General features: G+C 30.3%; 20 protein-coding genes and 1 pseudogene. 1 reads left to right on the top strand and 20 read right to left on the bottom strand.

Annotation, left to right across the window (positions count from 1 at the left end):
- The 9 genes and pseudogenes from IDG66_RS08085 to splA form a co-directional block, all read right to left on the bottom strand.
- A pseudogene (locus IDG66_RS08085) lies at nt 1-211 on the bottom strand (restriction endonuclease subunit S); the annotation flags it as partial.
- Nucleotides 204-1760, bottom strand: a complete 1557-nt coding sequence (locus IDG66_RS08080) for a type I restriction-modification system subunit M (protein WP_000028669.1) — start codon at nt 1758-1760, stop codon at nt 204-206. The gene IDG66_RS08080 and the pseudogene IDG66_RS08085, both read right to left, overlap by 8 nt.
- Nucleotides 1761-1923: 163 nt before the next feature.
- Nucleotides 1924-2058: a hypothetical protein gene (locus IDG66_RS08075; protein ID WP_001791797.1), complete on the bottom strand. Its 135-nt coding sequence runs from the start codon at nt 2056-2058 to the stop codon at nt 1924-1926.
- A gap of 64 nt (nt 2059-2122) precedes the next feature.
- A complete protein-coding gene (gene splF, locus IDG66_RS08070) occupies nt 2123-2842 on the bottom strand; it encodes a serine protease SplF (RefSeq protein WP_001038688.1) in 720 nt (239 codons plus the stop codon).
- Between the two features lie 150 nt (nt 2843-2992).
- Nucleotides 2993-3709 carry a serine protease SplE gene (gene splE, locus IDG66_RS08065; protein WP_001038759.1) on the bottom strand — a complete coding sequence of 239 codons (717 nt, stop codon included), beginning with the start codon at nt 3707-3709 and terminating at the stop codon, nt 2993-2995.
- A 157-nt stretch (nt 3710-3866) separates the two neighbouring features.
- Nucleotides 3867-4586 (bottom strand): serine protease SplD, encoded by a 720-nt coding sequence (splD, locus tag IDG66_RS08055; protein WP_001038704.1) that lies wholly within the window; start codon nt 4584-4586, stop codon nt 3867-3869.
- 120 nt (nt 4587-4706) lie between these two features.
- A complete protein-coding gene (splC, locus tag IDG66_RS08050) occupies nt 4707-5426 on the bottom strand; it encodes a serine protease SplC (RefSeq protein ID WP_001038859.1) in 720 nt (239 codons plus the stop codon).
- Between the two features lie 57 nt (nt 5427-5483).
- A complete protein-coding gene (gene splB, locus IDG66_RS08045) occupies nt 5484-6206 on the bottom strand; it encodes a serine protease SplB (RefSeq protein ID WP_001039444.1) in 723 nt (240 codons plus the stop codon).
- Between the two features lie 124 nt (nt 6207-6330).
- Nucleotides 6331-7038, bottom strand: coding sequence for a serine protease SplA (gene splA, locus IDG66_RS08040; protein WP_001005059.1), 708 nt, complete (start codon nt 7036-7038; stop codon nt 6331-6333).
- A gap of 963 nt (nt 7039-8001) precedes the next feature.
- Here splA and IDG66_RS08035 point away from each other — a divergent pair.
- Nucleotides 8002-8568 carry a DUF4888 domain-containing protein gene (locus IDG66_RS08035; protein WP_001092763.1) on the top strand — a complete coding sequence of 189 codons (567 nt, stop codon included), beginning with the start codon at nt 8002-8004 and terminating at the stop codon, nt 8566-8568.
- A 473-nt stretch (nt 8569-9041) separates the two neighbouring features.
- On the opposite strand, the gene IDG66_RS08030 is transcribed toward IDG66_RS08035, so the two are convergent.
- The 11 genes from IDG66_RS08030 to lukE form a co-directional block, all read right to left on the bottom strand.
- Nucleotides 9042-9740, bottom strand: coding sequence for a BsaG family lantibiotic immunity ABC transporter permease subunit (locus IDG66_RS08030; protein WP_000586140.1), 699 nt, complete (start codon nt 9738-9740; stop codon nt 9042-9044).
- Nucleotides 9737-10498 carry a lantibiotic immunity ABC transporter MutE/EpiE family permease subunit gene (locus IDG66_RS08025; protein WP_000581552.1) on the bottom strand — a complete coding sequence of 254 codons (762 nt, stop codon included), beginning with the start codon at nt 10496-10498 and terminating at the stop codon, nt 9737-9739. Before IDG66_RS08025 ends, IDG66_RS08030 begins: the two co-directional genes overlap by 4 nt.
- Nucleotides 10495-11187, bottom strand: coding sequence for a lantibiotic protection ABC transporter ATP-binding subunit (locus tag IDG66_RS08020; RefSeq protein WP_001096791.1), 693 nt, complete (start codon nt 11185-11187; stop codon nt 10495-10497). Before IDG66_RS08020 ends, IDG66_RS08025 begins: the two co-directional genes overlap by 4 nt.
- Before the next feature lie 22 nt (nt 11188-11209).
- Entirely contained in the window at nt 11210-12583 is a 1374-nt protein-coding gene (locus IDG66_RS08015; RefSeq protein WP_000691541.1) for a S8 family peptidase, read from the bottom strand.
- Nucleotides 12584-12592: 9 nt separating this feature from the next.
- Nucleotides 12593-13111, bottom strand: coding sequence for a flavoprotein (locus tag IDG66_RS08010; protein WP_000504439.1), 519 nt, complete (start codon nt 13109-13111; stop codon nt 12593-12595).
- Nucleotides 13112-13126: 15 nt separating this feature from the next.
- Nucleotides 13127-14371 (bottom strand): lanthionine synthetase C family protein, encoded by a 1245-nt coding sequence (locus IDG66_RS08005; RefSeq protein ID WP_000566596.1) that lies wholly within the window; start codon nt 14369-14371, stop codon nt 13127-13129.
- Complete coding sequence (locus tag IDG66_RS08000) at nt 14364-17357, bottom strand: lantibiotic dehydratase (RefSeq protein WP_001092607.1); 2994 nt, start codon at nt 17355-17357, stop codon at nt 14364-14366. Before IDG66_RS08000 ends, IDG66_RS08005 begins: the two co-directional genes overlap by 8 nt.
- 64 nt (nt 17358-17421) lie before the next feature.
- Entirely contained in the window at nt 17422-17565 is a 144-nt protein-coding gene (locus tag IDG66_RS07995; RefSeq protein ID WP_000416756.1) for a gallidermin/nisin family lantibiotic, read from the bottom strand.
- A 736-nt stretch (nt 17566-18301) separates the two neighbouring features.
- Nucleotides 18302-18445, bottom strand: a complete 144-nt coding sequence (locus IDG66_RS07990; protein ID WP_000416759.1) for a gallidermin/nisin family lantibiotic — start codon at nt 18443-18445, stop codon at nt 18302-18304.
- A gap of 241 nt (nt 18446-18686) precedes the next feature.
- Nucleotides 18687-19670, bottom strand: a complete 984-nt coding sequence (gene lukD, locus IDG66_RS07985; RefSeq protein ID WP_000782464.1) for a bi-component leukocidin LukED subunit D — start codon at nt 19668-19670, stop codon at nt 18687-18689.
- Between the two features lies 1 nt (nt 19671).
- Complete coding sequence (lukE, locus tag IDG66_RS07980; protein ID WP_000473596.1) at nt 19672-20607, bottom strand: bi-component leukocidin LukED subunit E; 936 nt, start codon at nt 20605-20607, stop codon at nt 19672-19674.
- Nucleotides 20608-21338 lie beyond the last annotated feature (731 nt).

The raw sequence follows: 21338 nt of genomic DNA, 5'->3' as shown, positions 1-21338 counted from the left end.
AAACTAAGTCATTAAGATTTAATTTACCATTTCTAATATTTTGACTCCTTAAAAATGGTATGCCTTTGTTTGTATAGTTTTCACTTCCACCTTTGGGAGTCTTTCCACTACCTATTTTGGTAGTAAGATTCCCTAACTTCTTCTCTTCCCATTCGCCCTCAAATCCTGGGAATCTCAACTCTGGCACATTTTTCGTTTGTGTATTACTCATCTTTCAACACCCCAAGTTCTTTCAGGTATGCATTGATTTCTTGTTCAATTTCTGCGATTTCTTTGTCGATATTTTTCAAATCTTGTTGGACTTGATCTAAATCAATTGGTGCTTCTTCTTCGAATGTATCAACATATCGCGGTATGTTTAAGTTGTAATCGTTATCGGCGATCTCTTGTAATGTCGCGCTGTAGCTATATTTATCAATCGTTGCTTTACGCTTATATGTGTCTATAATACGTTCGACTTGGGCATCGCTTAAATGGTTTTGATTTTTTCCTTTTTCAAAATCATTGGATGCATCGATAAATAGTACGTTGTCGTCTTGTTGGCGACATTTTTTAAATACTAAAATACATGTTGGAATACTTGTCCCATAGAAAATATTGGCTGGTAACCCAATCACGGCTTCTAAGTAGTTCTTTTCTTCTATTAAATAGCGACGAATCACACCTTCTGCGGCACCACGGAATAATACACCATGTGGGAGTACGACTGCCATGGTACCTTCATCGTCTAGGTAATGTACCATGTGTTGAATAAAGGCAAAGTCTGCTTTGGATTTTGGCGCAAGCTTGCCGTAACCACTGAATCGTTCATCATTTTCAAATTTTGAATCTGCTGTCCATTTCGCACTGTATGGTGGGTTCGCAATAACCGCATCAAATGTATTGCCTAAAAAGGCTGGATTTTCCAATGTGTCATCATTACGGATCTCGAAGTTCTCATAACGCACATCATGTAATAACATATTCATGCGTGCTAAGTTGTATGTAGTATTGTTACGTTCTTGTCCGAAATAACGATACACTTGCGTTTCTTTACCAACACGTAACAACAATGAACCGGAACCACATGTTGGGTCGTACACGTGACGTAATTTATCTTTACCGTCTGTGACAATCTTCGCCAGTATCTTAGATACTTGTTGTGGTGTATAGAACTCGCCTGCTTTTTTACCCGCTGTCGCCGCAAAGCGCCCGATTAGGAATTCATATGCATCACCTAACATATCAATTTCCATGTCACTGTGAACGAATGGTAAGTCGTCAAGATTAACCATGACTTTAGAGATTAAAGCAGTACGTTCTTTGACATTGTTACCTAGTCGCGTTGAACTCAAATCCATATCGCTGAACAGCCCGATAAAGTCATTTTCACTTTCTTCACCTAATGTAGATGTTTCAACTTTGCGAATCGCCGTCGCTAGATGTTCTATATCGAAATCTTGCGTTTCAATTTCACGAATCATCGCACTGAATAAATCTTGTGGCTCAATGAAGTAACCGACTTGATCAATTAATTCTGCTTTTAAGTCTTCACGATATTCTTCATCTGCCCATGCTTCTTGATACGTGATGTCTTCACCTGACAAGGCATCTGCATATTCTTGTTCGGCTTTTTCAGATAAGAAGCGATAGAAAATCAAGCCTAAAATGTAATTACGGAATTCACTCGCATCCATGTTCCCTCTTAAATCATTCGCAATCGACCATAATTTTTTATGTAATTCAGCTTGTTGCTGACGTTGTTTTTCAGTAATAGACATGTGATTCCTCCGCCTTTGCATAAGTAATTTATCTCTTTGTGTAATAGATTTATTATAACATTTGGTTATGTTGCGATGTTGATAATTTGGATGTTGGTGGTGGAAATTTTGAGTTTTAGTGGCGCAATTGTTATTGAAAAATTTTATAGAAATGTTGTAGCTTTCAAATGCTTTCAAAATCATTTATATTCTTAATGATGTCAAAAAGTTGTTCATTCATACATAAATAAAACCAATCAACAATTGAGTTGGTGAAAATCAATCGTTGATTGGCTTTGATGCATATTAAATAATGCAATATATATTAATAAATGTTAGTTATAGTATATTTTGTCAGGATTGGGTGAATGTCTAAGTTTTAATTATTTATCTAAATTATCTGCAATGAATTTCTTAATTTCAGGAGAGAAATAAACAGCAAATCCTCTTGTGCTTTCACCTGATGGCTTATTACCGGCATAGATTACACCAATAGCTTCGTGTTTACTATTTAATATAGGTGAACCAGAGCTACCAGGCTGAATAATTGCATCCGATGACACTATATTCCCATTCACTGATAATACTTTACCAGTTGATTCATACATTTGTAGTTTATTTCCATTAGGATTTGGATAACCAATGACTGATATAGGTTCATTTTCTTTAGCTTCTGATGCTATATTAAATTTACTAGTGAAATCTTTGAATTTTCTACCTTTTGGTTGTGTTGATTTTTCTTCAACTTGTACAACCGCAATATCTTCTTTACCAGGATAATCTACAATCTTAGTAACTTTATAAAGTCCACCACCGTTATTATAAAAACCATTAGGATGTGCTTTGATTTCATCACCGACTTTCATGTGATAGGTAACATGTTTATTGGTAATGATTGTATGATTTCCAACTACAAATCCTGTTCCAGCGCCCATCCATGTAACACCACTGTATGGTGCAACATTTGTATTTGTAATTTGTTTAACAGTATTTTCGGCTTTGGCTGTTTGTTGAATACCTTCAACCATTGTTGTGCCGACACCAGTTATTGATGTTAAAATCGTCAATGCTGCAATACTTTTGATGATTATATTTTTATTCATTTTTCTGCTCCTCTAAGTATTTGTATAATTATAATGTTAGCTTTTTTAAGTTTTATTTTTTTTAATCATTTCGAATAAATGGAATCACAGAGATGATTTGAATTGTTGAGTTTGTTGTTAATTTTTAAAATCATTTATCTATGTAAGGATTTATTTATCTGTGTTATCTGCAATGAATTTCTTAATTTCAGGAGAGAAATAAACACCATATCCTTTTGTACTTTTATTTCCAGGGCCGTTTCCACCAAAGTGAACACCTACAACTTCGTATTTACTGTTAAATACAGCTGAACCTGAGTTGCCTGGTTCTACGAAAGCATCAGTAATAATCATGTTGCCTTTAACTGACAGCACTTTTCCTGTTGACTCATACATTTGAAATTTATTTATATATGGTTCTGGATAGCCAACAATTGAAATGCGTTCATTTTCTTTAGCTTCTGATGCTATTTTTAAAATGCCTGTGTAATCTTTAAAATTCCTGTTTTTTGGATGAACAGCTTTATCTTCCACATGTAGAATGGCAATATCTTCTTGACCTGAATAACGGACAATTTTTTTAACTTTATAAAATCCGCCATTATTATATTCACCATTGGGATGCGCTATAATATGTGCACCAATTTCCATACCTGCAACGACATGCTTGTTGGTAACAATTGTATTTTTACCGACAATGAAACCTGTTCCAGATCCTATCGAAACGACACCATTGTATGGTGCTACATTAGTATTTTTGATTAGTTTCACATTATGTTCAGCTTTAGCCGTTTGTTGAATACCCTCAACCACTGTTGTGCCGACGCCAGTCACTGATGTTAAAATCGTCAATGCTGCAATACTTTTGATGATTATATTTTTATTCATTTTTGTGCTCCTCTAAGTATTCGTATAAATATAAGGTTAGGTTTTTGAAGTTTTATTTTTTAAATCATTTCGAATAAATAGAATCACAGAGATATTTAAAATTGTTGATTTTGTTGTTAATTTCTAAAAATCATTTATCAATGTATGGATGGATGATTTATTTATCTAAATTATCTGCAATAAATTTCTTAATTTCAGGAGAGAAATAAACAGCAAATGACCTTGTACTTTCACCTGTTGGTTTATCACTAGCATACATAACACCAATTGCTTCTCGCTTACTATTTAATATAGGTGAACCAGAGCTGCCAGGTTGGACAACCGCATCAGATGTCACTATATTTCCATTCACTGATAGTACTTTACCAGTTGATTCATACATTTGTAGTTTATTTCCATTAGGATTTGGATAACCAATGACTGATATAGGTTCATTTTCTTTAGCTTCTGATGCTATATTAAATTTGCTAGTGAAATCTTTGAATTTTCTACCTTTTGGTTGCGTTGATTTTTCTTCAACTTGTACGACCGCAATATCTTCTTTACCAGGATAATCTACAATCTTAGTAACTTTATAAAGTCCACCACCGTTATTATAAAAACCATTAGGATGTGCTTTGATTTCATCACCGACTTTCATGTGATAAGTAACATGTTTATTGGTAATGATTGTATGATTCCCAACTACAAATCCTGTTCCAGCGCCCATCCATGTAACACCACTGTATGGTGCAACATTCGTGTTGGTAATTAATTTCACACTATTTTCTGCTTTGGCTGTTTGTTGAATACCATCAACCACTGTTGTGCCGACACCAGTTATTGATGTTAAAATCGTCAATGCCGCAATACTTTTGATGATTATATTTTTATTCATTTTTGTGCTCCTCTGTTTATTCATGATGCTTTTGATATAGACGTTTTTTTATGTTATATTCGACCGATGTTTTTCATTAAAATTATTGAACACATGCTCATGGTGTATATTTAAATTTGTTTATTGTTCAATGTGCTTTTGAATAAAATCTTTGATTTGAGGCGTAAAGTATACGGCACCATTATATTCAGAACCAATTTTTCCAATACCGCCATACACCACACCTATGACCTCATTGTTAGAATTTAGAACTGGTGATCCTGAATTCCCGGGTTCAATGTATGCATCAAAATTTAAAATATTGTCTTTGATTCTTTTTATAGTTCCTGTAGATTCAAACTGTTTAAAACTATTTTGAGCAGGTAATGGGTAACCAATAACTTTAATTTTGTCATCAACTTTAGCATCTTTCGCAAAATTTAATGCTTGGACATTTTCATTAAAATTAAAGCCTTTTGGTCCACGTTCAACTGCTTGTTCTTCAATATTCATGACAGAGATGTCTTCATCACCCGGATAATCAGAAATGCTTTTAATTTTATATATACCACCATTTCCTTTGTCACCGTCTGGATGGGCAGTAATTCTATCGCCAACTTTATAATCTTTTGATACATGTTTATTGGTGATAATTGTATTTTTTCCAATTACAAAACCTGTCGCATCTTTAAATGAAACGACGCCATTATATGGAAAAATATTTGTATCTTTAACTTGCGTAACATTCTTCTCTGCATTTGCTATTTGTTGTGTCTCTTCAACGACTGCAGCATTTATTCCAGTTGCTGAGGTTAGAATGGCTAATGCTGCCATGCTTTTAATGACTATATTTTTATTCATTTTCAAGCTCCTTTACAATTCGAGATATGTTGCAACGCTCGTTTAAAGTCAATTTGTTTATTTATCTATGTTTTCTGCAATGAATTTTTTAATTTCTGGTGTAAAGTAGACGCCATATGCATTTCTGTTATCATCATTTTTTACATCAGAAGCAAAATGAATACCAACTAATTCGTTGTTGCTGTTTAATACAGGTGATCCAGAGTTTCCGCTTTCAGTATGCGCTGAATATACAATACTGCTACCTTCTACTGACATCACAGGGCCAGTTGACTCATATAAAACATATTTATTTTTGTATGGGTGTGGATAACCAATCACTTTAATTCGCTCACCAGCTTTAGCCCCTGCCGCATATTTGAATGGCGTTACATTATCATTAAAATTAAAGCCTTTTGGTCCACGTTCTATTGCACGCTCTTCAACTTGAATGACTGATACATCTTCTTTACCTGGATAATTAATAATCTTTTTAATCGAATAAATACCACCATTACCTTTATCACTATTTGGATGTGCAGTAATTCTATCGCCCACTTTGTAATTTTTCGACACATGTTTATTTGTTAAAATAGTATTCTTTCCAACTACAAATCCAGTTGCACTTTTAAAAGCAACTACACCAGTATATGGAAAAATATTTGTATCTTTAACTTTTGTGACATTATTTTCTGCTTTGGCAGTTTGTTGTACTTCCTCAACCAATGTTATTCCAATACCTGTTACAGATGTTAAAATTGTTAATGCTGCTAAACTCTTGATGACTACGTTTTTGTTCATTTTAAGTTCCTCTTTTTTAATTATTTTGATATCTAGATACATAATTCAGTATATTTAGTTAATTATGTAACCGTTTTCTTAATCACTCTTTAAAAAATCAACTTCACGAATGAATTGATGATACTTATTTTTCAATATTATTTTGAATAAATTCTTTTAATTGTGGTGTGAAATAAACACCGAAATTCTTTTCAGATTCATCTTTTCCACTACCTGCATATAAAATACCAATCAGTTCATGTTTAGAATTCAATACAGGAGATCCTGAATTACCTGGTTGTGCATACGCATCAAATTCCATAAACGTTCCACTGATATGGTTAATCGTTCCTGTCGATTCAAACATTTTATATTTTGTTTGTGCACCCTTTGGATAACCAATAACAGAAATTCTATCTTTCACTTTTGCTCCGTCTGCAAATTTTGTATAACTAACGTTCTTATTAAAATTCAAACCTTCTGTACTTGTTTCATGAACATGAACTATCGCAAGGTCTTCTTTTCCGGGATATTCTACAATGTCTTTAACGTCGTAGTTTCCTCCGCCTTTACCTTTACTCGAATGATGTGCTGATACTCTATTTTTAAAAATATCATTACTTTTAGCGATATGTTTGTTAGTTACGATTGTATTTTTACCAACAACTACACCAGTACCACCCACAAATGCTACCACTGAATTGTATGGTTCCTTAGTTGCATCGGTAATTTCTTTGACATTCTTTTCTGCTTTGGCAATTGAATGAGGCTGATTAGAAATATTTTCAGCAAAACCAAGAGATGTTAAAATAGTTAAAGCAGTTAAACCTTTAACCATTACATTTTCATTCATATTTTACCTCCTTCCAAATTTATTTTTATAGTTAATGTATCTAGATACACATTTACTATATACATTTTAAATAAAAATATTAATTAAATATTAATTAACCACTTATTAACGTTTTATTAAATTATTTTACATTAATTGACTTATTTATTTAAATATGCTTAAAACTCAATATCACGCAATTAAAATTGACTTTTTAGGATTATTTTGGTCTTAAATATTAATTATTGAATTAAAATTGTAATATTTATTCGGAAATTAGGTGATTGAAAATATATGGCGGAATGGTGAACAATTCATGTATTTATAATCTTTCACTTTACTATGTATTGTGTTTAACAACATTATTAGCGATTAGTTCCCCTATTATTTATGACAATATGCAGTCAATCAATGAAACATGTATGTATGAGTATATTTGGAACTAGTAATGTATTGTTAAATATTGAAGATGATTGAATTATGGAATTTTTTTCGAGATATGTTATTTCGGGGATCAGATTTTGCGATTTTGCCTTGGATAGAGTAGTTGCGATTTGTAAATACGTTTTTCAGGTTCGATTCAATTTCGTTGTTAAGATAATATGGATTAGTTTCACTGACATGTTGATGCATGTCTTTTTTGTTCTGATAAAGTATAAAATGTTTACTTAACATTACTTAGTATGACACCTGCTAATTCAAACATTATTTGAGACATTCTTTTCAAATTAATTATAAATTTTTACCTATAGACTAGTTTGATATTTATCTACATCTCAAAATTCTCATCAACAATCTTTCACATCCAACATTTTTACTTTAGTTTTTATAATTCAAAACAACAAAACTATGTTAAAAAATTATTCTATTTTTTAGTTAATAGATAGTTAATATATTTTTGATATTTAGTTAATTGTTCTTTTAAAAAATTATTATTATATTTTCATTGTAAACGTTTACAATATAAAAAAAGGAGCAATAAAAATGAATACAAAATTTTTAGGTAAAACATTAGTAGCAAGTGCTTTAGTATTAACAACATTAGGAACAGGCTTACATTCTTCATACTTAGGATTAGATACAAATAAAGTTGTTAAAACGGCTAAAGCAGAAGAAAAAATGACAGATGGTCAATTATGGAAAAAAGTTAAAGATTCATTACATGATTCTGATATTATTTTAAGTAACGAGTACGAAACAATCAACGTTACTTATTTATTAAGCAATGGATATTCTAGCAGCGTTTCTGCTCCTGGAAATGATGATGGAGGCCATCTAACACAATCTATAGACTTTAAAGGATTAAAACAAATTGATTTAACTAAGGAAAATGTCTACGATGACTTTAACAAAAAGCTAGATGCTAAAAATACATGGAATTCTCTAACCGAGAAGTTAAAAGGTCTTGGTTTACTACAAAATGGCCAAAAAGTATCTATTTATTCTTCAGATAGCTCTTCTCCAGTCTCGGGTAAAGTGGGAGAAGGAGTAACTAGTGGTGGCGAAAATACTCTAACTAAACGCTTCATCAACAAAATCACAATTGATTAAACCTTAAACTCAAATTTCCTTAATTCATAAAACATTAATAACTAACCCTTTCTTACAAACCACCTAGCCCATAATATATTAAAACGTCATTTTTATTTCAATTAGCGGAAAATAAAAAAACCATTCCGCATTAACTTTGGCAAGTTGGAATGGTTAAAAAAATATTTTAGAAGCCAGCGTTTGGCTTGCTTAGACGACATGTTCGCGCATGTCGTCTTATTTTTACATTTATATAATAACACGCAATTCAATAAAATGTCTAATCAATAAACCTCAATTACATTCAAATTCAAAAACTTTTCACCTAATATTCATCGCTTAAATAAACATTACGTTTAATTAAACAGACATTGTCAATCGCGTCTAATACCCCTGCTGTCCGAAAACAAAATTATTTTGTATTCATATTTAACTGTTCTCTTTCCTCCCTTTTCAACGCAACTAAATTTCTTTTACCGTTAGAGCCCCAATCTTTAATCTTTAATTGTTCTACCGCTCCATTTATTAAATCCTTTAAAGAGTAAAACTGCTAATAGCAACGTGATAATAATATAGATTGCCAATGTTAATGTAACTGGTATACTCCCTTCGATAAACATATAAACGTAACGTGTAGCATATGTGATTGGTAAATAGAACCACGAATGATCTCCAAGCACTTCTAATCCAAAATAAACGTTAAAAATAAACATTAAAACTCCGACAACAATAGCCATTACATCTTTAATGAAAATACTAAAAATAAAAAGTAGCAGTAATATAATTACATTGAAAAACAATGATACGCCTATAAACATAAGTGTTATTTTCATATCATGTGAATGCCACAATAAATTAATTGATGCTAATAGAATACATATGGCTGTAATAGTATAAGTAAAAATCATTGATGCATTTAACCAATTTAGCCTATTAGCTTTTCCTAAAATATGATTAAAGTGACCAATATTTTCTTCAAAATTGATAACTTGATAGACGTTTATAGAAATTAATAGCGATGTAATTGCATTAAAACTCGCTGTAAACAAACTTATTTGTCGACCATTCCATAAATTTACGTTTAAATACCAATTTATAAATAATATAAACAATATGGTTACAATAATGGGTACAAATGTGAGCGCTTGCTTAGAAAATTTCAACTTACATGACTTTAATTCGTTAATTATCATTTTAATCGCCAACTTTTCTTATTATTTAAAAATGTTACTATCGCGAAAATAATGATGCTAACAATAATCGAAATATATAAGGCATTGAGATCATTAAAGTATTTTGAATTATGGTTTACAACTAAACCATTAGGTAGTATACCAAGCGTAATAAGCGGGATTCTCTGCATTATCCCCCACGGCAACACCCAAAATAAACTCTTCAATGTTAAAAACAAGACACAAATGACTGATAATACTAAGTTTATTAATATTGATACGAACACACCAAAGTATCGAGTTAATAAAAAGTTGAGCGGTATCAATGGTAGAGATACTACATACATCAACAATATTGTCACCAATAACAACATAGCATTAACCGGATGTGGATTAATAATTAGGTCACCTATATAAGCAATAATAAATACTAAAAAGCAATGTACCAAAAATGCTATTGATAAAATGAAAATCTTTGCTCTTATTTCTTTTGTAATCGACCAATTATTACTTAAGTAATAATTAAATGATTTATTTCTCATTTCAATTTTAAATAACGAATTACAAGCCATACATAATACAATCGGGATGAAAGCAATTGGCCAAATATTAAATAGTAAAGTTATATATGGTGACACACTATTCGCTGTTCCCGTATTACTTTTGGCGAATAAGACTGTGAAAATAGCAAAACAAAGAAATACCAGCGGACTTATTAATAAAACATACATACTGAAAGAATTTTTAAATTTGATACCTTCTATCTTTAAATGTATCATTTGTAATCACCTTTCGTTATTTTGAAGAATATCTCTTCTAAGTTTTCATCTTTGTTATTTCTTTGCTGATATTTTAGCTCACCCTCATGAATAATACCGATATGATCTGCTAAAACTTGGATTTCAGATAAAATGTGACTTGAAATAATAATACTAGTACCTTGTTCTGTTAATAATTTTAGAAGTTCTCTAAGTTCTTGGATTCCATATGGGTCTAAACCATTAGATGGTTCGTCTAATACTAAAATTTCTGGCTTTTTAATTAATGCCATTGCAATTCCAAGTCTTTGTTTCATACCTAAAGAAAAGTCCTTAACCTTTTTCTTTTTATCGACATTTAAATTGACTAAGCTTAAAACACTATTAATTTCGCTGAAATCAACGCTTTCATTTAAACACACAATTTTCAAATTATCTTGTGCACTTAAATGATTATATGTCGCAGGTGTTTCAATAAGCGAACCAACTTTGTGCAAATCATTTCGTGTCATTGGTCTATTATCTAATTTAATTTCCCCTGAATCTTGTTGAAGTATGCCACATATAATTTTCATAAGTGTCGTTTTACCGGCTCCATTAATACCAAGTAATCCATAAACTTCGTTATTTTCTAAAGTGATATTAATATGCTTTAATACATCTTGATTTTTAAACCGTTTCGAAATGTTTTCAGTAACTAATTTTGCCATAATCAAAAACTCCTTTGATTTATTAACTTGCTTTTTGATTTGCTACATTTAATGCTTTATACACATCAAGCTCACCATGCCCATATCTACTAAATGGTTTATTATTCTTAGATGTCCCATGCTGATATAACAATTCAATCGCTTTATCTGGATGTTTTTCAAGATGATATTTATCAATGATTAAAGCTAGTGCTCCCGAAACTTTAGGTGTGGCTAATGAAGTTCCAGCTTGATAAATATATCTTCCGTTATTGGCAGTAGTTAAAATGTTCTCCTTATGCATATACCCTTCATTCATCCATTTATCCACACCGAATTGATTTAAATAAGCAAATGATCCTCCGGGCGCAGCAATATCTGTATAATTCATACCAAAATTGGAAAACTCAGATAGATTACTCTTTTGATCTGTAGATCCTACTGTAACGACATTGTCCATAGATGCAGGAACATCTTTCACTTCGCCATTACCTTGATATTCACGCTGTAATTTTAGTTTCTGTTTGTCATTGACATCAATACCATCATTACCAGCTGCAGCAACAACGATAGATTTTTTCTTCTTGGCGTAATTGATTGCTTTCTGTAACGCATCGTATTCTACTTTTTCATCTTTTCTAAATGTTTGATGGTCATTTTTGTCCAAAATAATATAACTACCAACACTAATATTAATGACTTGATTTCCATCATTTGCAGCTTGAACAATCGCTTTTGATACCCAAAGCAGTTCTGTTTTTTTACTACCAAACACGCGATACATTGTAAATTTGTTATTCGGTGCAACACCTATTAACTTACCATTAGCACTCGTTTGACCCGACACCATCGTGCCATGTCCTTTCCTATCATTGACATCGTGAACATCACCTGTTTCCTCCGGTTCAGTACCTCTAAAACCGTTTAAAGGTACTAAATTTTTAGAATCAGTCGAGAAATTATTTTTCAAATCGTCATGGTTTTTCATCACACCTGTATCTATGATTGCTATTTTGGTGTTAGCATGTTTTGGCAAATCATCATACGATGCACCATTATTGGTTATTTTATTCATATCCCATTGTCTTGAAAATAATGACTCATTTGATGTTCTGTCTATTGTTTTCTCGCTAGTAATACAAGTTGAACATGTGGCATTGATATATTTAATATCATTTTTATAGTTTGCTAAAGCATTAGCATGCATTTTCGTCATTTTAATCTGTGCCACATGTAATTCCGGTATATTATAGACAACGTTTAAGGACTTCTTTTTAACTAACTTGTTAAATGTTGCTGTATTTTTGTATTCAACACTGTAATATAGTTCTTCTGACGCTGATGCATTACTCATTGTAATAGATATTAAAAGACTCAATATTATTAAACTAATAATAGCGCGCTTTATGATTTTCATATTCTAATCTCAAATGAATTCCAGAACTTTATATGGTTCAGGTGCGACAACATTCTTTTTAAATGTTTTTGACGCTAATTCATAACTTTCTGAAATATTTGCTGGATATATTGATACACCATAATCTTTTAATAATCGAATATTATTTTGAGTAACTGGATTTTCCCACATTCGTAAATTCATATTTGGAAATATAGAAAGTTTTTCAAAAGCTGTATGACAAATAGTTAATAATAAATTGTCACATATACCATTTGCAATTTTATTAATCGTATTAGAAGTCGCAGGTAAAATAATAATCTTGTCATGTTTATTTGCTATATCTACATGATTTAAAAAAGGGTCTTCAAATTCGTCATAATAGTTATCGCAAAATTGCTTTAATATTTCACCATTAATAAACTTTCTACCGTTTGTTGACGCGATTACATTTACTTCATCAAATTTTGATTTTAATTCAATAATATAGTGGCTAATATTGATACTATTAACTGAGCCACACAAACAAATCAATACATTTTCTCCCATGATATACGCCTCCATTCAGCTAATTAAAAACGCATTGGTCCAATTTTTTTCATTGAGAATTTTTGTATTTTTCAGTGTCATCAATGTTAGATAGACCCCTAATTCACCTTCTAAAAGGCCAACTTTCCTACTTTTAAATACATCTTGCTTATTTTCATTAATGTCTATAAAATTCACCAGATAATCTTCCTTATAATGAGAAATCAGTTTATTTATTAATACAGTGATATAATCAGACACTTCATTTAATTCAAAATTCAAATTCATAATTGTTAACATTAATATTTGTGATGACAATCCATGACAAATAGTTGGACTTATTAAATTTTCATCTTTATCATTTACTACTTGTAGCATCACTTTTTTAGACATTTTAATTATTTCATCATCTTGTAATGCTTGGCCGATTAAAAACAACGTCGTCATTACACCCGTATTGCCATAACACCAACCATTCCGAATAAAATTGAAATGATTACGTTCAGAAATTAAATCGTAACGCTGCAACCATCTTTCGTGGTTACAAAATTTTTCGTCCATGATAAATTTGTACATGTCTTTTAATATGTGCTGATGATTTTCAATCGTAATTCCTTTAATCACGCATAATGCAAATAAAGACATCGGTCCTAGCACTCCATGTGCAAGGCCAAGATTGATATTACCTTCAGTAAAATAATTTTTATCAGACTCTAAAAATTGACTTTCTTGTGGGACTACCCAGCTATTTTTAGAATATTGAATATCTTTAAAGTATACTAATATGCTTTTTAATGCTTTAACATTAAATTCATTCTCATCTACTCTATTTAGCAAATATCTCCCTATCCCAGCTAATCCACTGACAGTATCATAATTTAATGGATTTAATGGTTCTTGTAATATTTGATCAAATTTATTTTCTATTTCATTTACAATGTGACCATCAATATTATTTAAAATATTTTGATAATTTTTGCCATTTTGCGATGCTAAATCCATTGAAAATGCAATACCTGAAAGTCCACCAAACAAAGAATTGTTATATTGACCACTCTGTAAATATGGTGCTAATTTCATGATGTACTTATGCACAATTTGCTCAGTATTAATATCGAAAACTTTTTGATAAGCATCTAAAAACAAAATGATACCTGGTATACCATGTGATAAAGTTGAAGGTTCAAAATAATCGGTTTCAGTAGATGCTTTTGAAATGAAATCATCTACTTCTGAAATCTCTTGAAACTTCTTCTTCAATATTAGATTCATATCAATCATTTTTGTCACCACACCAATGCTTTTGAGTTTTAACAATTTCTTTTACAATAGATAAAACAAATGTTTCTTGATCCTTATCAATGCCAAATATTCGATTGCAGCGCATATGAATTAAGCTGCCAATAATCCTTGACCTTTTAGTAGTTAAAGTTTTTTTAAGCCCTTCATTTAATTTGCTCAAAATTTGGTTGCCATCTTTTAAAATTCGATAAATACCACTATAGTGTTTAGCCATATATTCAAAATTATTAGCAGGATTACATATAGTTACAAGTTCATTTTTAAAAGGTCTAATATCTTTACTTTTAAATGATGTAGGTACATAGTTATTAACAATTTCCATACGCTCTTCATTAGAAATTGAAAACATCTCAAATAAATACATTATTGAAATAGCAACAATATATGGTCGATCAAACTTAAAATCATTTTCAATAATATTGACAGCTAAATTCGTGTCATATTCAAAGAAGGCTTCTATTTCATTAATCGTGTTCTTTCCACCATATCTAAAAAATTCTGGCTCGTATGATACAAATTCATAATCTGAAACTTCTGTCGTTTGTCGAACATGTGGTAACCAATTCTTCAAGATGCTGTATATTTCTGCGTAATTTTCGTCATTCCTGAATAACCTCAACTTTAAAATGTCACCTTGTTTGATATAACGCATTAAAAAATATTTTTCTATATCTCCCTTATCTTTAAGATGTTTTACAAATGGATACAAATTGTCGATGATAAATGTATCTTGCGATGGCTTATCGATATGAATATGTAATGCAAACCAGTCTTTGTCATATTCAATATCTGTATTTTTATATTTTGGAATTTCGATTTCGGGTCCTCGATAAGATGATTTTTTATAAATTGGTGTAACAATTTCATACACATGATCATTCTTTGATTGAGGTAAAAATGATTCTACTAAACGTACACGTTTATGCTTCTTATATTCTTTCATCAATAAATATCTATGATTAGCTAATGATAAATTTAGTAGAAGCTTGTTATCTCCATAAACTAAATTCACGATATTAGGTATATTGAATTGTTCTTGATATTTCAAAAATTGTTGATCCCATTCTTCATTTTTAGGTAAAGGTAATACCATCTCGTTAATTTTCCAATATGCTGGTTTAAGAATGACATTTTTATATCTGATTCGTGGTGAATAACTAAATGAATCAATACTCACATCATTCATAGATTCAATGCATTTCACAGATTCCATTGAAATTTCTCGTAACAATCGATATAAATTACATTCTTTTAAAAAGTTATACATATTGTTTGATTCAAATAGTACCCTTTTATTTAGTTGGCTAGAATATAAATATAATTTGTTAAAGGTAGCACCAACATAAATATCATCTAAGGTAAGCTCATACTTTGAATAACTATTACTACTTCCTAAATTCAATGAATATTCGTATGAGTCATGATTAGTTAATACATTATGATTTCTCGGATATTTCGGTATGTTATTTATAGAAATCATTTCTACATTGTCATCACATATCATCTTCTGATAATAATGTCCTTTTTCATGTTCTAATTTTGCTAAAGTTTCAGTATCAATTAAATGATGAAATCGCCCAAATGTAGCGCCAGCATTAAAAGACGCCGTTAAAGGACTAATAACAATGAGCTCATTGTACTGATTGTAAAAACGTCCTAAATAAAGTTCAGCATAAACATCTGCACTCATTGGCGCATGATAATGATTGATTTCATTATCGTTAATCAATGACTCTACATCTTTTTCATTTATGACTATCTCATCGTTATTTCTCAAGGCATGTAAAAATTTTTGCTTAAGCATTACAATATTATTTCCATCGGTTTCTTCTTCTTGAAAAATTGTTGTCCCGAAACCTGTTATATCTGAAATCAAATCTTTAATATTCACGAGTTGTTCAAATCCATACTTTTCAATAAAACGGTTGTGAAGAACTTTCAAATCTGTGAATCCAATATTATTTCTTGATAAAAGCCACAATAAGTACGCTGCTTCAGATATATTTGTTGCTATATCTTGATGTAAATAATTGTTAATCATGTCAATTTTGGTATCAATTTGAAGATAGTTTTTACATTTGAATAGTGCCTTCATATGATGAATAATGTCTTTATATAATTCCTCGCCAAATCCAATTTCAGTTTTTTCATAAGCTAATATCAATTTCTGGATTTCTCTAATTTTTTTCACAAAATCATCATTATGTAAAGAAAGTTTATTTAAAATATAATTTAAATTATCGCTATATGATAACGGTGGTCTGATTGTTGAATATATAATTTCCTTTGAGACAAGATTATGGATATATACTTTCACTTTAGTAATATCATTAATTTCAAATTCTTGATTTATCTTTTCAGCTAAATTTGAAAAAGTAATATTATTATTCGTCACAGTGGTTTTGATGAATACGAGTAATTCGCTATTTTTAATGGAAAAAGATGTATCTTTATTGTTGTTTAAATAAATAGCACTTTGTTCATTTAAATATATTCGATCATTGATAATATGTGCTTTACTATTCCAAATAACTTTCAAATTTTGATAATATTCATCAATACTCTCAATATAACTAACCAGTTTATACAACCATTCGCCATCGACTTTCACATATTTTTGAATACTATTTCCAACTTTAAGACGTGTTGGTTCATTTACAAAATGCCCCAAATTAATACCACTTAATAATCCAAATGGAGTTGGACGTGTTGACATTCTAATTAAATATTTTAATAAACTTTCTTTAGCATCTCTAACCTTCTTGTTATCGCCATCAAAATTTATTTCTTGTAAAGTACAATATAAGTTAAATGTTGTTGTTAGGATTGATTCTTTCATCTGAGCATTTAATTGTAAGTCGCTATATTTAATTTGTTCAGTATTTAAAAATAAATTGAAAAATTCAACTGATAATAAAGGTGTTCTAATCATACAAATACTTGACGGTTCGTAAATAGTGTTCATTTGTAAGCACCTCACATATTTGAATAGACAAATAGAGCCCTTTCAGGCTCTATTTGCTGTAATCTTAACAGCAGAAGCTATTAAAACTACCAGTCTTAGCACAACCAGGAGTACATAAACTATGACTTGTAATACGTTCGTCACCTGCTGAATCATTTGAGTTATTGTTTGCTTTAACTTGCACGTCTAAATCAAGAACTTTTTCCATAGATAAAACCTCCTATTATTAGTTGAAGTTAAGGCCTACTTCAATTGTCATATTATCCCTTTTCACACAACAAATCAATAAATTATATAATTATATTTTGTGAATTTTTTGTAAACACTTATTAATTTAGTAATACTATTTTGATAATTAGATTTTTGTGTTTTTTTATTACTATTTATTTTCACTAATAATTTTGCATCTAAGTTCATAATTTTAAATTTATTGATGAATTTTTTAATAGATTAATCAATTCATTTATACAAATACTTAGATATTTTTATCTATCAATACTATTACGAATTTGGAGATGGCTGCTTGAGATTAATTAATAGATATTTATGCAGTTTTGTTCTATTTATACAAAATTTAGCAAATAATAATTGAAGTTATTTTAAAGATGAGGATATAAACATATAATTTCAATGACTTGATTATTTTCTTAAATGACATGTTCTAAGAGGGTCAATATAATAACCAAAGCTTGTCATTACTTATATGTAAAGATAGAGGCTAATTACATAATCCTAACTTATTTAACAGGAAGTCATGAAAACTATATTACAACTAAAAGTATAACTTTCCATCACCAAAGTCAGAATTTATTGAAACACTCAACTGATAATATAGAAGGCTAATTATAAAAATACCTGGCGATTAATAAACTGTTTCCGTTTTTTAGCACTTAATATATTTAAAAAGACAAATAGAGCCCTTTCAGGCTCTATTTGCTGTATCCTTAACAACAGAAGCTGTTAAAACTACCCGTCTTTTCACAACCAAAGCTACAAAAAAGATGGCTAGTTATTCTTTCGTCACCCGCTGAATCATTAGTGTTGTTATTTCCTTTAACTTGCACGTCTAAATCAAGAACTTTTTCCAAAGATAAAACCCCCTATTTAAAAGTTGAAGTTAAGACCCACTTCAATTGTCATATTAATCATTACCACACAATAAATCAATGAATTTAATAATAATTATTTGTTATTAATTTGTAAATCGTCATTAATTTTATGGTACTATTGTTAGTTTAAACAAATAATGTAACTTCTTTTTTTAATATGTTGTGAATATTTTTTGTTTAACTCTTAAATTTCGGGTTTAACTTCCTCTATTTCTAACAGTTATACTCCAGGATTAGTTTCTTTAGAATCCGTACCGATTAATTTAACAGTATGGTTTTGCCAGTCAACTTCATAAGTAGATGTAAACGTTACTGTATTTTGATTTTTGTAGTTATTACCAACCCAGTGTAGTCGATTCCATTGATTAGTATATCTATCCATTTCTCTTTGGTAAGTTACTTTGATTTTAGATTTTTTTGTATCATTTTGTTTATGAGAAAGTACGCTTATAAATTCTGGGTTAAAGTTACCACGCGCCAATAAAGGCATTTGATGTGTTGGCAAGAAATTTTGACCAGCATTTGAACTACTTTGTCTACCACCTAAAAACAGTTCATTACCATATGTTGGGTCATAACTATCTCTACCATATGGTCCCCAACCATTATTCATAATTTTGTGCGCCTCAACACCCCAGCCAATTGATTTATGATTTGTTTTTCTATCAATCGTAGTTCTGTAACTTTCTTGTTTATAATTTATCGTTTCTGAAAATGATTTTGATCCATTTAATCCACCTGATAAGCCATTAGATATATTAATATCTCCGCCATAAGAATAACCTAATGTTTGTTGAACTTGGAATTCTTCATTTTGATTTTTAGGTGCATAGTCAACAACATTTACAGCATCATTTGATTCTGAACTAACCGAAACATTATACTTACCGCCCCAATAAAACTGTGAGTAATTGTAATCTTTTGGATTAGGCTTTTTATAACCTGAATTAATGTTTCCGGCTGCCTTAAGTACTAACGTATCTTTGTCATAACTTTTATCCTTAATGAAATTAAACGTTAAAATTTGAGAAATATTCAATTTATCATTATCAGATGTTGCTGTTGTTTTGTATAAAGTGATTTTGTCATCTACTTTTTTCTCGCTTACAGGTGTGATATGTTGAGCTGCATCAACTGTATTCGATAGCAAAAGCAGTGCAATTGATGAAGCAACTGATGATTTGACTAATTTTTTCATTTTCATATTAATTATGTCCTTTCACTTTAATTTCGTGTGTTTTCCAATTAACTTCATATCTAACTACAAAGTTTCTATTTACAAATGCATTATGCTTTCTTTCTGCGTAAATACCAGTTCTAGGGAATAAAGTCGCATATGTAATATCTAAGTTTCTACCATATGAAATTTCAAATTCACTCGTATCACTTGAACCTTTTTCATGTGATAGTGTAGTGATAAACGATGGATTAAAGCCACTTTGAACTAAAGGTGGCAATTGATTATCAGGAGCAAAATATTCTCTTGCTGAACCTGTTGGACCATTTGGACTTTGTACGAATAAATATCTATCATGCGCAGATTTTTTTCCATCAGGCGTAACAAATTCGTTTGCTTTAACACCCCATTTAACAGATTTTGAGTTTTGCTTGTCTACTTCACTGACATAACTCTTTTGGGTATAACTAATTGTTTTAGAATAATTAAATGAGCCATTGCCACCTATAGATGGTGCTGACTGGAAATTACCTCCAATGTTATATCCTAATGTTTGACCAACATCAGTAGTTTCTATTTTGTTTTTAGGAAGGTAATTGATTAAGCTAACATTTGGATCTTTAGTCGTCAGTCCTATATTATATTGGAATGGCCAAATCATTCGTTTAGTTAATTCATATCCACTACCCTTCACATCTGAAAATGAAGTTCTGGAATTAATAAAACCTTGCATTTTAACAATTAAAGCGTCTTTGTTATATTTTTTATCTTTTACAAAGTCGAATTGGACATTTTGAGTAACGCCCCATTTCTTACTACTTACATCCTCCGTACGTTTGATTACTTCAGCACCATCACCAATATTTTCAATATTAGTATTTGCTCTAGATTCTTGAATCGGAGATGCTAAAGGTGCAATCAGTCCTACTGACAAAGTTGCAGCTAACATTTTTTTCTTAAACATAAGCTTCACTTTCTTTCTATATAAATTTTTAATACAAATTTATTCTAGATTATTTCACTTATTTATAAAATTAACTGTTCATTAAAAAATAAAATGCTATAAAATATTAAAAATGACACAATTTATTCATTTATGCTGCTGAAAACCGGTCATTTTGATGCAACCTTCATTACATTTAAATAGTTCCCTTTATACTCGAACAATATGATAAAATTACCGATACTCAACTTTTTCGCTATAAAAATCAAAACGAACTTTAATCAAATCTTAAAAAATAATGTTTGTATTATCACAAATAATCTATAATTGAATTTAAAATTAACTGATTATTAACTATTATCCGTTAAATGGAGAGGATTACTTCGTATACTGTTATAACTGAAATCTTCTATATATCATTTCGTAATATCGCTAGCTTCATCTAAAAAATTTAATGCTATGATTTAGCCGAATTAAAAACATATATACTTATTTACTATGAACTAAAAGTTTATCCTAAAAATAAAAAACCATGATTTCGAAGTCTTCATAAACTGAAGCTTCTACTCTCATGGCAATTTATACTATGATATTCAATTATAATGCCTAGTCTCATAGTAAACGGCTACTACATTCGCATGTACTTCGTTTTACTGTCCACGCATGGTCGTTGACTTGTCTCTTATATACATCTGACGTGTGATACAAAAAATCAGTGTATGAGTAAGGATTACATGTCACCTATAATCAGT

Source organism: Staphylococcus sp. EG-SA-18, from assembly GCF_017151825.1.
Classification (GTDB): Bacteria; Bacillota; Bacilli; order Staphylococcales; family Staphylococcaceae; genus Staphylococcus; species Staphylococcus aureus.
Note: the sequence above shows the minus strand (reverse complement) of the source record. Positions and strands in the feature narration are given on the sequence as shown.